General features: G+C 59.5%; 11 protein-coding genes. 9 read left to right on the top strand and 2 right to left on the bottom strand.

Annotated elements, in window-relative coordinates:
* Nucleotides 1-37: 37 nt before the first annotated feature.
* Entirely contained in the window at nucleotides 38-946 is a 909-nt protein-coding gene (locus tag ACM6I0_RS16160; protein ID WP_414922803.1) for a LysR substrate-binding domain-containing protein, read from the bottom strand.
* A 180-nt stretch (nucleotides 947-1,126) separates the two neighbouring features.
* Between ACM6I0_RS16160 and aspA the strand changes: the two genes are divergently transcribed.
* The 7 genes from aspA to ACM6I0_RS16125 all read left to right on the top strand — a co-directional run bounded on the left by aspA (nucleotide 1,127) and on the right by ACM6I0_RS16125 (nucleotide 13,863).
* Nucleotides 1,127-2,551 carry an aspartate ammonia-lyase gene (gene aspA, locus ACM6I0_RS16155; RefSeq protein ID WP_222589076.1) on the top strand — a complete coding sequence of 475 codons (1,425 nt, stop codon included), beginning with the start codon at nucleotides 1,127-1,129 and terminating at the stop codon, nucleotides 2,549-2,551.
* 471 nt (nucleotides 2,552-3,022) lie between these two features.
* Nucleotides 3,023-4,474: an alanine/glycine:cation symporter family protein gene (locus tag ACM6I0_RS16150; protein ID WP_285431597.1), complete on the top strand. Its 1,452-nt coding sequence runs from the start codon at nucleotides 3,023-3,025 to the stop codon at nucleotides 4,472-4,474.
* Nucleotides 4,475-4,578: 104 nt separating this feature from the next.
* Nucleotides 4,579-5,583 carry an asparaginase gene (locus ACM6I0_RS16145; RefSeq protein ID WP_414922802.1) on the top strand — a complete coding sequence of 335 codons (1,005 nt, stop codon included), beginning with the start codon at nucleotides 4,579-4,581 and terminating at the stop codon, nucleotides 5,581-5,583.
* A gap of 163 nt (nucleotides 5,584-5,746) precedes the next feature.
* A complete protein-coding gene (locus ACM6I0_RS16140) occupies nucleotides 5,747-6,739 on the top strand; it encodes an AraC family transcriptional regulator (protein ID WP_414922801.1) in 993 nt (330 codons plus the stop codon).
* 313 nt (nucleotides 6,740-7,052) lie between these two features.
* Nucleotides 7,053-8,084 (top strand): histone deacetylase family protein, encoded by a 1,032-nt coding sequence (locus ACM6I0_RS16135; protein ID WP_414922800.1) that lies wholly within the window; start codon nucleotides 7,053-7,055, stop codon nucleotides 8,082-8,084.
* A 12-nt stretch (nucleotides 8,085-8,096) separates the two neighbouring features.
* Entirely contained in the window at nucleotides 8,097-9,197 is a 1,101-nt protein-coding gene (locus ACM6I0_RS16130) for a polyamine ABC transporter substrate-binding protein (RefSeq protein ID WP_414922799.1), read from the top strand.
* Between the two features lie 148 nt (nucleotides 9,198-9,345).
* Nucleotides 9,346-13,863: a dermonecrotic toxin domain-containing protein gene (locus ACM6I0_RS16125; protein WP_414922798.1), complete on the top strand. Its 4,518-nt coding sequence runs from the start codon at nucleotides 9,346-9,348 to the stop codon at nucleotides 13,861-13,863.
* Between the two features lie 12 nt (nucleotides 13,864-13,875).
* Here the strand turns inward: ACM6I0_RS16125 and ACM6I0_RS16120 are convergent, their stop codons facing one another.
* Nucleotides 13,876-15,423 carry a PLP-dependent aminotransferase family protein gene (locus tag ACM6I0_RS16120; protein ID WP_414922797.1) on the bottom strand — a complete coding sequence of 516 codons (1,548 nt, stop codon included), beginning with the start codon at nucleotides 15,421-15,423 and terminating at the stop codon, nucleotides 13,876-13,878.
* Between the two features lie 91 nt (nucleotides 15,424-15,514).
* Here ACM6I0_RS16120 and ACM6I0_RS16115 point away from each other — a divergent pair, with 91 nt between their 5' ends.
* Nucleotides 15,515-16,138 (top strand): FMN-binding negative transcriptional regulator, encoded by a 624-nt coding sequence (locus ACM6I0_RS16115; protein WP_414922796.1) that lies wholly within the window; start codon nucleotides 15,515-15,517, stop codon nucleotides 16,136-16,138.
* 10 nt (nucleotides 16,139-16,148) lie between these two features.
* A complete protein-coding gene (locus ACM6I0_RS16110; RefSeq protein WP_414922795.1) occupies nucleotides 16,149-16,595 on the top strand; it encodes a GNAT family N-acetyltransferase in 447 nt (148 codons plus the stop codon).
* Nucleotides 16,596-16,600: the final 5 nt, after the last annotated feature.

Here is a 16,600-nt window from a genome sequence, read left to right as displayed (position 1 = left end):
TAACCACAGGCGCGAGATGACTCGCGCCTGTGGCTCTTTATGCGTTCGCTGCCGCGCCACCTTCAAGTTTGCGCCACAACAACCGTACATTCGCCTTGCGCACCAATGCGCAGCGATACAGGCGAATCTCCAGCGGCACATGCCATTGCGGGCCACCGCAGACGACCAGTTCACCGCGAGCCAGTTCGGCGCGCACGCTGAGTTGCGGCACCCAGGCAATGCCCAGCCCTTCCAGCGCCATGCTTTTCAGGCTGTCCGCCATGGCGGTTTCGTAAATGGTGGTGAAGCGCAGCGCCCGTTGGCGCAGCAACATGTTCACCGAGCGGCCCAGAAACGCGCCGGCACTGTAGGCGAGCAACGGCACACTGCCTTCACCTTCCAGATCGAACAGCGGTTTACCGTCGGCATCGGCGGCGCAAACCGGCAGCATCTCGGTATGACCCAAGTGCAGCGACGGGAAAATCTCCGAGTCCATCTGCAAGGCCGCGTCCGGGTCATAGAACGCCAGCATCAAATCGCAACCGCCTTCGCGCAAGGCGTGCACCGCATCGCCGACGTTGGTCGCCACAAGGCGCGTCGCAATGTTCAGCCCCTCGTTGCGCAACTGGGCGATCCAACGCGGAAAGAAACCCAACGCCAGCGAGTGAGCCGCGGCCACCTGCATCACCTCGCCCTGCCCGCCTTCCAGGTGATGGAGATGACGCAGCACTTCACCAAGCTGCTCGACCACGGTGCGCGCCGTGACCAGAAAAAGCTGTCCCGCCGCCGTCAGCTCGATTGGCGTGCGCGAACGGTTGACCAATTGCAGCCCCAGCGCCGCTTCAAGGCTGCGTATTCGCCGACTGAAGGCCGGCTGCGTCACAAAGCGTCGTTCGGCAGCCTGGGAGAAGCTGCGGGTGGCGGCCAGGGCACTGAAGTCCTCAAGCCATTTACTTTCCAGATTCATCACGCCCTCCCGGACACGCACCAATTTAGGTCACACGCTCGCCACACACGTGGCGTCACATGGGCATTATGCCGAATGTGCATAGGCCAGTGTTTAACAGCATTGGCCGAAAATTCTCCACAAGCCTAGCATTTGCAGCGTTCCGGCACAGACCGGGTCCATATCGAGATGATTTCTATCATGTCCTCCGCTGCATCTTTCCGCACAGAAAAAGACCTGCTTGGCGTACTCGAAGTACCGGCTCAAGCGTATTACGGCATCCAGACCCTGCGAGCGGTGAACAACTTCCGTCTCTCCGGCGTTCCGATTTCGCATTACCCGAAACTGGTTGTAGGCCTGGCAATGGTCAAACAGGCCGCCGCTGACGCCAACCGCGAGTTGGGTCACCTGAGCGAAGCCAAGCACGCTGCCATTAGCGAAGCCTGTGCACGATTGATCCGCGGCGATTTCCACGAAGAGTTCGTGGTGGACATGATTCAAGGCGGCGCCGGCACTTCAACCAACATGAATGCCAACGAAGTGATCGCCAACATCGCGCTGGAGGCCATGGGTCACCAGAAAGGCGAGTACCAATACCTGCACCCGAACAACGACGTGAACATGGCGCAGTCGACCAACGACGCCTATCCGACAGCGATCCGTCTGGGTCTGCTGCTGGGTCACGACGCGCTGCTGGCCAGCCTCGATAGCCTGATCCAGGCGTTCGCCGCAAAAGGTCAGGAATTCGCTCACGTCCTGAAAATGGGCCGTACCCAACTGCAAGACGCCGTGCCGATGACCCTCGGCCAGGAATTCCGCGCCTTCGCCACGACGCTGGGTGAAGACTTGGCCCGTCTGAAGACGCTGGCACCCGAGCTGCTGACCGAAGTGAACCTGGGCGGCACCGCAATCGGCACCGGCATCAACGCCGACCCGCGTTACCAGCACCTGGCCGTTCAGCGCCTGGCCGTGATCAGCGGTCAACCGCTGGTTCCAGCAGCCGACCTGATCGAAGCCACCTCCGACATGGGCGCCTTCGTGCTGTTCTCCGGCATGCTCAAGCGCACCGCGGTCAAGCTGTCGAAGATCTGCAACGACCTGCGCCTGCTGTCCAGCGGCCCACGCACCGGCATCAATGAAATCAACCTGCCAGCGCGTCAGCCAGGCAGCTCGATCATGCCCGGCAAGGTCAACCCGGTCATCCCGGAAGCCGTGAACCAAGTGGCGTTCCAGATCATCGGCAACGACCTGGCGCTGACCATCGCGGCCGAAGGCGGCCAGCTGCAACTGAACGTGATGGAGCCGCTGATCGCGTTCAAGATCTTCGACTCGATCCGCCTGCTGCAACGCGCCATGGACATGCTGCGCGAGCACTGCATCGTCGGCATCACGGCCAACGAAGAGCGCTGCCGCGAACTGGTCGAGCACTCGATCGGCCTGGTCACCGCGCTGAACCCGTACATCGGCTATGAAAACGCCACCCGCATCGCCCGTATCGCGCTGGAAAGCGGCCGCGGCGTGCTGGAACTGGTGCGCGAAGAAGGCTTGCTCGACGAAGACATGCTCGCCGACATCCTGCGCCCGGAAAACATGATTGCTCCGCGTCTGGTGCCTTTGAAGGCTTAAACCGAACGCAACGCCGGCTCCTGCTCTTTTAACGAAGAGCACCGGGAGCCACGCTCACCAGGTCGAGGGACTAGACACCTCTCACCTTTTGAGGGCTTGGGGATTTATTCCCCAAGCCCTTTTTTTTAACTCTTTGGCAGAAAAAAAGACTTCTGTGGAATTGGAGTTCTTGCCCTTCCACACAAGCCTGACTTCAAAAAAAGTCAGGTGTTTCAAAGGCTTCGATTCATCGCTTGCACCACAATCGTGCAGACGGACGTCACTCTCGTAGGTATAGTGCCGCCCCTCTTCGCGTGAGCGGTCGTCGGTAACGAGGCCCAAACCCATGCGAAACCCGAACTAATAACAAACCCGCAATATGAAACCGGGACGAACGTTCGCCTCGCCTGTCTTGCCAAGTGCAGACCGGTGTAACGCGATGTTTCGACTCGTCCAGCATTTGCCTACACAAAAAACAGCGAGGAATAATCCATGCTCGAAGTCATTAACGACTTCCTCTCAGGGAAAGTACTGATCGTGCTCATTGTCGGGCTCGGTAGCTACTTCACGATCCGCTCGCGTTTCGTTCAATTGCGTCACTTCTTCCACATGTTCTCGGTGTTCCGCGACAGCCTCAAAAGCAGCGCCGGGCAACTCAGTTCGTTCCAGGCCCTGATGCTCAGCCTCGCCGGCCGCGTTGGTGCGGGCAATATCGCCGGTGTCGGCATCGCCGTAACCCTGGGTGGTCCGGGCGCAGTCTTCTGGATGTGGGTGACCGCGCTGGTCGGTATGTCCAGCAGCTTCTTCGAATGCTCCCTTGGTCAGCTGTATAAACGCGCCGATGCCGATGGCACCTACCGTGGCGGTCCGTCCTATTACATCCAGCACGGTCTGCAGAAACGCTGGTTGGGCATGATCATGGCCTTCCTGTTGCTGGTGACCTTCGGGTTTGCCTTCAATGGCCTGCAATCCCACGCCGTGACGCACTCGCTGAACAACGCGTTCGGCCTCGACACCACCTGGACCGGCCTGGCCCTGGCCGTGTTGCTGGGCCTGGTGTTCGTGGGCGGGATCAAGCGTATCGCCAAGGTCGCTGACCTGCTGGTGCCGGTGAAAACCCTGGTGTACATCGGCGTGACCCTTTATGTGATCGTGCTGCAATTCGATCACGTTCCGGGCATGTTGATGACCATCGTCAAAAGCGCGTTCGGTCTGGATCAAGCCTTCGGCGGCCTGATCGGTAGCGCCATCGTCATGGGCGTGAAACGCGGCGTGTTTGCCAACGAAGCCGGTTTGGGCAGTGCGCCGAACGTGGCCGCCGTGGCCTCGGTCGAGCACCCGGTTGCGCAAGGTGTGGTTCAGGCATTCAGCGTGTTCCTCGACACCTTCGTGATCTGCACCTGCACCGCGTTGCTGATTCTTTTGTCGGGTTTCTATACCCCTGGCTTTGAAGGCGATGGCATTGCCCTGACCCAGAACTCGCTGGCCGCCGTGGTCGGTGACTGGGGCCGCAGCTTCATCTCCGTGGCCTTGTCGTTGTTCGTGTTCACCTCGATCCTCTACAACTACTACCTGGGCGAGAGCAACCTGCGTTTCCTGATCGGTGAAAACCGTAAGGCGCTGATCGGCTATCGCGCGTTGGTGCTGGTGCTGATCTTCTGGGGTGCGATCGAAAACCTCGGCACGGTGTTCGCCTTCGCCGACATCACCATGACCCTGCTGGCGTTCGTGAACCTGATCGCGCTGTTCCTGCTGTTCAAGGTCGGCATGCGCATCCTGCGTGACTACGATGACCAGCGCGCAGCCGGCATCAAGACGCCTGTGTTCGATTCGAGCAAGTTCCCGGATCTGGACCTGGACTTGAAAGCCTGGCCTGCCAATCCGCCCGCTGCCACTCCCAAGGCCGCAGCACAGCCGCAAGGCGTACCCGCAGCGCAACGCTGATCGGTGAATGACGGGCGCATCCCCTGCGCCCGTCAGTTAAAGTGCACAACTTGTGTGAGCGAGCCTGCTCGCTCCCACATGTCATCTCTTGTGGAGACTTCCCCATGGTTGCCAATTCCTTTCCTGCCGCCCAGCACGTCATGGTGCTCTACACCGGCGGCACCATCGGCATGCAGGCCAGCGCCAATGGCCTGGCCCCGGCGTCCGGTTTTGAAGCGCGGATGCGTGACTACCTGCACAGCCAACCTGAGCTGGTGGTGCCGCAGTGGCGCTTTCGTGAAATGTCGCCACTGATTGACAGTGCCAACATGTCTCCGGCCTATTGGCAGCAACTGCGTGAAGCCGTGGTCGACGCCGTTGATGTTCAAGGCTGCGACAGCGTGCTGATTTTGCATGGCACCGACACCTTGGCTTACAGCGCAGCAGCCATGAGCTTTCAGTTGCTCGGCTTGCAGGCCCGTGTAGTGTTCACCGGCTCGATGCTGCCTGCCGGCGTGACCGACAGCGATGCCTGGGAAAACCTCAGCGGTGCGCTGGTTGCGCTGGGCCAAGGTCTGCCATCGGGCGTTCATCTGTACTTCCACGGTGAACTGCTGGACCCAACCCGCTGCGCGAAAGTGCGCAGTTTCGGGCGTCATCCATTCAAGCGGCTTGAGCGTCAGGGTGGCGGTGTGAAGGCCACTTCGCTGCCGACGCAATTGACCTACAACCAACCGAAACAACTCGCAAAAGTCGCCGTGCTACCGCTGTTCCCCGGCATCGGCGCCGAGCAGCTGGACGGCGTGTTGAACAGTGGCATTCAAGGCTTGGTGCTGGAGTGTTACGGCAGTGGCACGGGGCCGAGCGACAACCCCGAGTTTCTCGCCAGCCTGGAGCGGGCGCGGGACAAAGGTGTTGTGGTGGTTGCGGTGACGCAGTGCCACGAAGGTGGCGTTGAGCTGGACGTGTATGAAGCAGGCAGCCGCTTGCGCGGTGCTGGCGTGTTGTCGGGTGGCGGCATGACCCGTGAGGCAGCGTTGGGCAAATTGCATGGATTGCTGGGTACCGGACTGGAAACCGCGGAAGTACGCCGACTCATTGAGCTCGACCTCTGCGGCGAACTCATCTGAAACACCACACCCCCTGTGGGAGTGAGCCTGCTCGCGATAGCGGTCGTCCATCCAACATGGGTGCTGACTAATACATCGCCATCGCGAGCAGGCTCACGCCTACAGGTTTGTTGCTCGGCATATAACTTGCTGCGTTCCAGTCATTCCACGGCTGGAACCTCCCATGCTCCACTCCCACCTCACCACCCTCAACGCTGTCTCACTGGTGCTTAACACCTTCAAGGCCGAAGGCCTGTCCAGCGAAGCGCTGCTCGCGGGAAGCGGCATCAGCGCGGCGGATCTGAGCCGGGCGGACACACGCATCACCACCAACCAGGAGATGCAGGTCTGCGCCAACGCGGTCGCGCTCAAGCGTGACATCGGCCTGGAACTGGGGCGGCGGATGCATGTTTCCTCCTACGGCATGCTCGGTTATGCGCTGCTCACCAGTGCCACCTTCGGTGACGCATTACGGCTGGCGATGCGTTATCCGGCGCTGTTGGGAACACTTTTCGAGTTGAGTCTGGAAAGCGATGGCGAGCGCGTCTGGTTCGTGGCCGCCGATTACCGGGAAAGCCCGGAGATGGCCGTATTCAATGCCGAATTTTGCCTGGTGTCCTTGAAAGTCATCTGCGACGACTTGATCGGGCATCCGCTGCCGTTGCTAGCGGCCCGCTTCGAACATGCCGCACCCGATTACGAGGCGACCTACGCGCAGCACTTCGACTGCCCGCTGCACTTCGAAGCGCAGGACAACGCCTTTGCCTTCGACAAACGCTGGCTCGACCTTCCCCTGCCGCTCGCCGACGTCATCACCCACCAGGCCATGGCCGAACGCTGCCGCAAACAAAACACCGAGTTCACCGGGCGTCAGGCGTGGCTGGGACGAATCCGCCAACTGCTCAGCGCCCAACTCAATGCGGCGCCCGGTCTTGAAGGATTGGCCGAGCAGATGAATTGTTCAGCGCGAACCTTGCGTCGGCATCTCAAGGACCTGGGGTGCAGTTACCAGGAATTGCTCGATGAACTCAGGTTTGAACAAGCCAAGCACATGCTGTGTCAGGACCAGATGCCGATCTACCGGATCGCCGAGGCGCTAGGCTTCAGCGAGACCGCCAGTTTCCGCCATGCCTTTGTGCGCTGGAGCGGTGTCGCGCCGAGTCAGTTCAGGCCTTGAGTCATTCGTTGTCGGGAATACCGGTATCGCGAGCAAGCTCGCTCCCACAGTGGTTCTGCGTCGTACACAAAGTCAGTGTTCACTGAGATCAAATGTGGGAGCGAGCTTGCTCGCAATGACGCCCTCAAAAACCACCAACAACATAACGGACAAACTCGCGCCCCGAGCTTGAGCGCCCCCGCGCCAATAAGGGGCGAATTTCGGTCATGTATTTTGGCCATATTTATCCCCTTTTGGCCTTTCCTGCCGTTCTCCGAATCGCGCCGCGCCGCAAGACTGTGTTCAACCGAATCAGCCTGCGGAGAACAAGAAAATGCTGACGATCTACTCGGATGATCACCACCTGCACCACGGCCGTTGCGAATTGATGGACGGGCAATTGATGCCCTGCTTCGAGATGCCCTCGCGTGCCGACCATGTGTTGCAACGTGTGCAAAACCAGAACCTGGGCCCGGTCCAGGCGCCGCAGGATTTCGGCCTCGATCCGATTGCGCGCATCCACAGCCGCGACTACCTCGATTTCTTCAAAGGCGCCTGGGCACGCTGGACCGAATTCAATACCGACGGCGACTTGCTGCCCTACACCTGGCCGGCCCGCACCTTGCGCCGGATTCTGCCGACCAGCCTGCACGGCCAGCTCGGTTATTACAGCTTCGACGGTGGCGCTCCAATTACCGCCGGCACCTGGCAAGCGGCGTACAGCGCAGCCCAGGTTGCCCTCACCGCACAAGCCGCCATCCAGAACGGCGCCCGCAGTGCCTTCGCCCTGTGCCGTCCGCCGGGACACCATGCCGCCAGCGATTTGATGGGCGGTTATTGCTACCTCAACAACGCCGCCATCGCCGCCCAGGCTTTCCTCGACCAAGGCCATAAAAAGGTCGCGATTCTCGACGTCGATTACCACCACGGCAACGGCACGCAATCAATTTTCTATGAGCGCAGCGATGTGCTCTTCACCTCGATCCACGGCCATCCTGAAGCCGAGTTCCCGTTCTTCCTCGGCTATGAAGACGAGCTGGGCGAAGGCGCCGGCGAAGGTTTCAACTTCAACTACCCTTTGCCCGCCGGCAGTGGATGGGACAGCTGGAGCGCCGCGCTGGAACAAGCCTGCAAGGAAATCGAGAAATACGGTGCCGACATCATCGTCGTGTCCTTGGGCGTCGACACGTTCAAGGATGACCCCATCTCCCAATTCAAGCTCGACAGCCCGGATTACCTGGCGATGGGCGAGCGCATCGCGGGCCTCGGCAAGCCGACGCTGTTCGTGATGGAAGGCGGCTACGCCGTGGAAGAAATCGGCATCAATGCCGTGAATGTTCTCGAAGGTTTTGAAAGCGCCCAATGAGGAATTAGAACAATGAACAGACTCAAGCGTCTTATCGCCCCGGCACTGTGCGCCACAGTGCTCAGTGGCGCCGTCCATGCTGAAGAGCGAACGTTGCGCGTCTACAACTGGTTTGACTACATCACGCCCAAAGCCCTTGAAGACTTCAAGGCGCAGAACACTCAGACCAAACTGGTCTACGACATCTTCGACACCAACGAAGCGCTGGAAGCCAAACTGCTGACCGGCAACTCGGGCTATGACGTGGTGGTGCCGTCCAACGTGTTCCTCGCCAAGCAGATCGAAGCCGGCGTGTTCCAGCCACTGGACCGCAGCAAACTGCCGAACTGGAACCACCTCGATCCCAAGCTGATGAAGCTGATCGAAGCCAACGACCCGAGCAACAAATTCGCCGTGCCGTACATGTACGGCACCATCCTGATCGGCTTCAACCCGGACAAAGTCAAAGCCGCCCTGGGTGACAACGCGCCAGTGAACAGCTGGGACCTGATCTTCAAGGAAGAGAACATCAGCAAACTCAAGCAGTGCGGCGTCGCCCTGCTCGATTCGCCATCGGAGATCTTGCCGCTGGCCCTGCAACACCTTGGCCTGGACCCCAACAGCAAGAAGCCAGCGGACTACGACAAGGCTGAAGCGCTGCTGATGAAGATTCGTCCATACATCACCTACTTCCATTCCTCCAAGTACATGGCCGACATCGCCAACGGAGACATCTGCGTCGCGGTCGGTTATTCCGGCAGCTTCTCTCAGGCCGCCAACCGCGCCAAGGAAGCCAAGAACGGCGTCATCGTCGACATGCGCCTGCCAAAAGAGGGTGCGCCGATCTGGTTCGACATGCTCGCCATCCCTAAAGGCGCGAAGAATCCGGACGATGCCTACACCTTCATCAACTACCTGCTGCAACCGCAGGTGATCGCGCCGGTCAGCGATTTCGTCGGCTACCCGAACCCGAACAAGGACGCCACGGAAATGGTCGACCCGGCCATTCGTAACAACCCGAACCTGTACCCGACCGAAACAGCGATGGGCACGCTCTACACCCTGCAACCGCTGCCGCGTGATGCCGAACGCGCGCGGACCCGGGCCTGGACCAAAATCAAGTCCGGGACCTGATTGCCCTGCCAAGATCAAAGACCCGCGCGAAGGCGGGTCTTTTTTTTGAAGGCATAAACAGTTACCACCCCGGGCTCCCGGTGCCCCATTACCGTTGGTGCAATCAAGAGGTTCTTATCGTCCTCCTCCCTGCTCCAAGGTAACCATCATGAGCAATTTCCTCCCATCCGAGTCCCTGGATGACACCACTCCTTTAGTAGAAAAAAGTGAGCTGATCAGGCAGATCAGTCACGGCCCTTTGCCGAGCAAAGTCGCCTCACAGCTGTTGCGCCAGGCATTGGGAGCGCTCTATCCGCAACTGAACATAGACCCGGACCAGACAACCCTCGCTACACCCCAATGGAAAGTCGTGAACGACCAGGTCGAGGCAGGCCCGATCGAATTCCAGTCACTGACCTCCACACTCTTGCGCAATAGCCTGTTCGGAACAAAAGCCAATTTCCTTGAAGGACAGCATTTCCTGACACTGGAACCCAACCTCAAGAACCCGGTTCACCTCGCGGTCAGCATCGAGGAAATTGCCAAGGTGCTGAACGACACAGCACCCTTGCTGTTTATCGAGCTGCAACGTCAGCAACTGGAATTCTGGAACCAAAAGGGCAGGAAAATGGCTCGCTGGCTGGAGCTCTCCGACTCATTGCGCAAAGCACTGAACGTGCAATCGGTCAAAGGCTGGGACGCCGATGAATGCGCCATGGCGCGTGAAGTGTTCAACGATCCGGATCGAGCCACTCGTCAACATTCAATCAAGGATCTGTCGGCCATCCAGGCATGCCTGATCGATATCGATACCGTTGAAAACGACGTCGCCAGCCATCTGTTGATCGGTGGCGCCCTGGTGCTCAGGGCCATCAGCGGTAAACGCGACTTGCTGGTGATGTACACGATCGAGCGCGGTTACGAGTCCTTCGCTTCAATAGAGCAACTGGGCGACTCGCTGCCCGCACGCCTGGACGACCCACCCACAGGACGGGCCCTCAGGTGGCAGTTGTTCGAGCCTGACGGCAATGTCTTTGACCACATGGCCTGGGCGTTAGTGACGTCTCAACTCGATGCCATAGACTCGATGAGATCCCCAGATGCGCCGGCCGGTGGCGCCGTTTTGCCCGAGACCGGGCTGGACACAATCGAATACGCTCGCTTTCAACAACTGGATTCGGCCATTCCGGACTGGTTGCGCGAAGCATCGACAACCGATATTCAAGACTATGGTCGTTACATCAGCGCGCTGGGCATGCTCTATCGGGAACCGCACAACAAGGCCGCCAGAGCCGGGATACCCTCCATTACCGACTATGCGCAACGCCTGATGCGTGAAGCGATCATCGCTGATACACGTGCCATCGGGGCCGCGAGCCTGCCGCTGGATGATCTGCGGATCCGCGTCACCAGCAGCTTCACCGCCGATAACCTGACGCTGCCCAATCCCCTCGACCAGCGCATCGAAACCCTGGCCGACTTCGCGCTGGAAAACGAAGCGCCTTACATGGCGACGGTTTTTTTCATCCGCGACCATCCTTTGCCGCAATGGCTGACGCCAGCATTTCTCTCCAGCCTGGCGGCGCAGGTCAACGTCGGCGACGCGTACCCGATGCTGATCAAGCGCAAACTGATCGATGATCCCGTCGAATCCCGTCGCCAGGAAACTTTCTACTGCGATCAGTTGCGTTTGCTGCTGCCGCTGCTGGCGCTGGAGGGCAAGGTCAAACAAGAAGCAGGGATCGATGAACACGGCTATCGATACGTCAGGGAGTTGCTTGATCCTGACAGCGAAGAAACCAGGTCCATTGCCATCTACCCCCTCACGCTGACACCGCAACATCGCTTGATCAGCACCAGCGACACGGTCGCCAACATGTTCATCATCAGCCCTCGAAACGCCCGGAGCGGCCCTTGTCTGCTTTATCGCCCGATGCTGGACAGGCCCTTGTTGCAGTTTCCCTCCAGGCAAAACCTGCTGTACGCGCTGCACCAACCCGGCGAACTCAGGGACTCGTTACTGGCATGGCTGCCGGACAAAACCCTGAGCTTTGAATACGCTCAGTCTGTTTTCCCGGTGGGCCTTCCTTCCCCTTGGCTGGTGGCCGAACAACTGGTCAATCCATTGCAGCGCGCGGACCGGTTCGGGCGCGTGGTATTCGAGCGTGAAGAAATCACCGGCAACGTCCTGTCGGCGCTGTTCAAGAGCAATGCGCAGGCATTGGTGGATCTGGCTGACCGCCAGTCGCAATCGAATGCCGAACGACGCTGGAGCCTGCTCAAAGACAGCAGTTGGGCTTTGTTCAACGCGGCATCGAATGTCCTCAGCGGCGCCGTTGGAACGGCCGTCTGGGTATGGCAGAGCATCAACGAGATTCAAGAAGCTCTCGACGCCAGTGACAAGGGCGACAGCTTTATCGTGTGGACCTCCGTCTCGGACATTCTCCTGACCCTGGGCATTATCCTCAGCCATCACGCCGTGCTGCGGCGCAAAACGTTATCAGGCAAAAAACGACGTGCGACGGTGAAAGAAATCACGCCGAAAATCGAGCCCGGCGCCATCACCTTCAACCCGGTCCCGCTGTCCTCGGAACTTGCGCCGGAGCACTATTCCTCACTTGAAGTAGCGGGTGCAGTGCCTCGTCGCACACCGGCGGCGCTGGGCGCCTGGCTCGATACACTCAAAGTCCAGGCCATCGATATCACGGCCGAGAACGTGACGCAGGTGAACGAAGCGCCTCCCCATCTCTACCAGCTCGACGACAAACAGTTTGCCCAGGTCGCCGATCGATGGTTCCAGGTCCTGACCAACGAGGACGAACAGGCTTGTATCGTCGACCCCAGTCACCCCGGCCGAAGCGGCCCGCCGCTGACTCATAACATCAAAGGGCAATGGTTTATCGATCTGCGGTTACGCCTGCGAGGGGGAGCCGGGAATGTGTTCAGCAAACCCCAGGTCGCCGCCAGCGAACTGCGCAAACATGAATTGGACAAGGTTCTGGAAACCTTCAAAGGCCAGGAAACGCTGAATGAAACCGAGCTGACAGCGATGCAGACCGACATTCAGAAAGCCGATAGCAAAGACTACGATCGCTTGTGCGAGGCTTACACGCAAAAACTGGACACAACCATCGCCGGGTATCAAAAGGTGTTGGAACAACTGCAGGAATGGCGCACGTTGGGCGGAACGACGGACTATGTCTACGACCTGCTGCGCATGAGCACCTTGCTGCAAAAGAATCTCGCGTTGTGGTTTGTGATCAAGAAAAACCAGTATGCCCAGGCCACCCACATGCTGAGCAACTCCGGCCAGACAGATCCGCTGCCGCTAGGGACCTACATCAGCAGGATCCAGCAGGCGACCGACTTGAGCCACGAAATGGTCGAGAAACTGGCGCTGTCGGGCTCGACGCTTGAGGGGATGCGCGCGGCAGGACGAGCCGGCATTGAGCAATCACTGAAAATAAGGAAACTCACGCCCTCCTTCACCGCCCTGGATCTCAAAGCCAATGAAATCGGCATGGCGCAGGAGTTGTGCATTCAAGAGCAAGCCAGCCCGATGATGTCCCAGGCTCGAGACGCCGTCGGCAAGATTGTCGTGAGTGCCGCCCACGCTGCGAATCAGGTGGTGGAGCTCATAAAAGCTGCTGATGCCCCCCACCCTTTGCAGGTGCCTGTCGAAGCGATGAGCCGTTTGGTGGAGGCGTTCGCCGATGCCGATCAGCGTATTCAAGAACTGCCCGTCACCTACCCTGGCTTGGTCAGGCAACCCCGGCTTAATGATCTGCGAGCGCTTATTGCCGAGTTCGAACAACTGGCACAGGACCGACTTCAAGCGTTGTTGCCTGAGCCGCAGCTTGTGCGAAAACCGGCAGAGCGAGTACAGCAGGCCCCTACACGGCAACCGGTCAAAGTGCGCAAGACCCGACCGCGCGCGCCCAACCGTACTGACGTCGAGAACACCACGGACGAGCTCATCAAGCCCGTCTCATTGACCCGCCAATTGCCACCCTCGGTCCTCGATGACAACGGGATTATCGAGGCCGGCATTGAACTGAACCTCAATACTCGTGAGTTCATCACCCAGACGCGCAAAGATGCCTTGCGTCCAAGGCGCATCCCCGCCGACATGCAGGATGTATTTGACCAACAGGCACTCAAACTGGAGCACGGTGCCAGCCAGGTGGATCAGGTTATGATCCGCATCAACAAAGCAGGGGGAACGCCCCCTCCGATCGCCATGCTCAGCCTGGAACTGCGTGAGGCGGCCCGCCGAATGCGTCAAGAAGGTGTTGAGGTGCGAGCGCGCCTGTACCAAAAGCGCAAACCGACACAAAGCGCTTTCAAATGGCTGCATGAGAACCGACAGGTAGAGATCCGTCGCGACGAACGAGGACGCATCCAGACCAAAGGCTTAGGCGACGTGTTCCAGGAATACCGGATTCTCGACAAGGCAAACAACCAGGCATTTTGGGTGGCGCATTTTCACTATGAAGCGCTCGATAGCCCTGCGGAAAACCCCACCGCAGCACATTTGAAAGTCTCGGATGATTTTCTCAAGACCCTCGCCCCTGAGCAGCAGCACATCTTGAGCAACGTCGATCCGATTGATGGCGTCCTGCGCAAACTACTCGACCCCGACCTGCGCCAACTGTTTCTGGATCTGGAACCACAGACCGAGGCCTGAGGTACAGCGTGATTAACGCCAGACCTTTTCCAGACGCGCGAGTGCTGCGTTGATCGCCGCTTCGGGCACTGCAGCGAATCCCAGGACCAGGCCTGCGCGCTGGTCCACCGGTGTTTGTGTATCGGGCAGCCAGTAGCTGCTCAGTGCATTGATCTCGATATCGACGCTGGCCGCTTGCTCGATCAGTTCGCGTTCGCGGGCCTGCGAGTCGACCGCCACCGTCAGGTGCAAGCCTGCCGCGACACTCGGCAAGCTGCCGATGCCGGGGATGTTCTGCGGCCAACCGGCCAACACGGTATTGCGTCGGCCAAGGGCCGCACGGCGCATGCGGCGGATGTGTCGCTGAAAGTGCCCTGCGCCCATGAACTCGGCCATTACCGCCTGGGTACTCACTTCGGAATGTCGAACATCCACCGCCCGGCGTTGCGAGAAGGCCTGAACCAGGCCCGGCGGCAACACCAGATAACCCAGTCTCAACGCGGGGAATGCAACCTTGCCAAAGGTCCCGACATACAGCACCCGCCCCTGCCGATCGAGTGCCGCCAACGGTGCCAGCGGCGCGCCGCTGTAACGGTATTCGCCGTCGTAGTCGTCCTCGACGATCCACCCTTGGGTGCGTTCAGCCCAAGCCAGCAATTCAAGGCGTCGCGCCAGGCTCATCACCACACCGGTCGGGTATTGATGCGACGGCGTCACATAAGCCAGACGACAATCGTTAAGTCCGTTCAATTCGGTGCAATCGATGCCCTCGGCGTCCACCGCCACGCCGTGCAAACGCGCCCCGGCCACCGCGAATGCATGCCCCGCCGCCCGATACCCCGGATTTTCAATCGCGACGCCATCGCCAGGCTCTACCAGCAGCTGTGCACAAAGGCTAATCCCCTGCTGCGCTCCACTGGTGATCACTATTTGCTCAGCCGAACACTGCATGCCCCGGGAGCTGCGCAAGTACGCGGCGATCATGCCGCGCAAACGCTCATCCCCTGCCGGATCGCCGTAACACAGTTGCTGCAGGTCCGGTTTTCGCCAGAAAGCCGCATTCAGCTTGGCCCAGACCTCGAAAGGAAACAGATCGAACGCCGGAACACCGACCCGAAATGCCCGGGGAGGACCACTCGGCGGCAGCGCCAAATGGTTCTTCTCAACGCGCCCCAAAGGCCCGCTGTGGATAACTTTACTGGATGGAACCACAGGCAAATCCAGCCAATTTGTGGATAAGGTTGTGGATAACCCTGTTGACAACCCTGTGGATACTTTTGTGGATAGTTTTTTCGCCGGGAGCGCGGTCTGCGGCAATCGCGCCACGTAAGTTCCGTCGCCGACACGCCCTTCGATAAACCCTTCCGCATAAAGCTGATCGTAGGCGCGGACCACGCTGTTGCGGGAAATCGCCAGTGCCGTCGCCAGATCCCGACTGGCTGGCAATCGTGTGCCGCTGGCCAGTCGTCCATCCAGTACCCGCAGGCGCAAGGCCTGATAGAGCTGGCGGCTCAAGCCCTGGCGACGATCAAGTTCGATACCGGCGGGGTTGAATGAAAGGGAAAGCGGCGCCTGGGTCATGGTAATGGACCTATGAAATTGGTCATTAATGGCTCTTACAACAGACCAATAGCCTGCCTAGGATGGATGCATTCGCCAAGGAATTTTTTCCATGTACAACCCCAGCAGCTTTGCCATCAATGATTTGAACGAACTGCAGCAGCAGATACTCGGCACTCGCCTCGCGATGGTGATCACGCATGGCGCGCAAGGCCTGCAGGCCAGTCATCTGCCGTTACTCTTTCGTCCTGACGAGGGCCCCAATGGCACTCTCTACGGCCACTTCGCCAGGGCAAATCCGCAGTGGAAAGAATTGCAGGACGGTGCTGAGGCGCTGGTGATTTTTGCCGGTGCCGATGCCTACGTCAGCCCTGGTTTTTACCCGAGCAAAGCCGAGCACGGCAAAGTCGTGCCGACCTGGAACTACGTCGCCGTACACGCTTACGGCACGGCGGAAGTGTTCAGCGATGCCGATCGTCTGCTTGCTTTGGTCAGCGCGCTGACCGATCGCCACGAGGCCAACCGCGCTCAGCCGTGGAAGGTGGCGGACGCGCCTGCCGACTACATCGACGGCATGCTCAAAGCCATCGTCGGGTTTGCCCTGCCGATCCAGCGCCTGGAAGGCAAACGCAAACTCAGCCAGAACCGCAGCACCGCAGACATCGCCGGCGTGCGCGAAGGCCTCGCCGCCAGCCCTGACGTCCACGACCAGGCCCTCGCCCACTTGATGCGTTAAGGAAATGAACATGAGTCAGATTGAAATTCGCCAGGTCAGCGCCGACGATCACGCCGCCTGGTTGCCGCTGTGGCAAGCCTACCTGCGCTTCTACAACACCGAGTTGCCAGAGACGGTTACGCACAGCACCTGGCAGCGCATGCTCGACCACAACGAACCGACTCATTCGGCGCTGGCGTGGCTCGATGGCAAAGCGATCGGCATGGTGAACTTCATCTACCATCGCTCGAACTGGAGCATTGAAAATTCCTGCTACCTTCAAGACTTGTTGGTAGTGCCGGAAACCCGCGGCACCGGCGTCGGCCGAAAGTTGATCGAATTCGTTTACGCCACCGCTAAAGAGGATGCCTGCTGCAAAGTCCATTGGCTGACCCACGAAACCAACGCCACTGCGATCCAGCTCTACGAGCGCATCGCCGAACGCCCCGGTTTTATCCAGTTTCGCAAAGCCCTGTAAGGTTC

The organism is Pseudomonas sp. IT-P294, from assembly GCF_949767865.1.
Taxonomy (GTDB): Bacteria; Pseudomonadota; Gammaproteobacteria; order Pseudomonadales; family Pseudomonadaceae; genus Aquipseudomonas.
The sequence above is the reverse complement of the archived record's forward strand: the minus strand, read 5'-3'. Positions and strand labels throughout refer to the sequence as shown.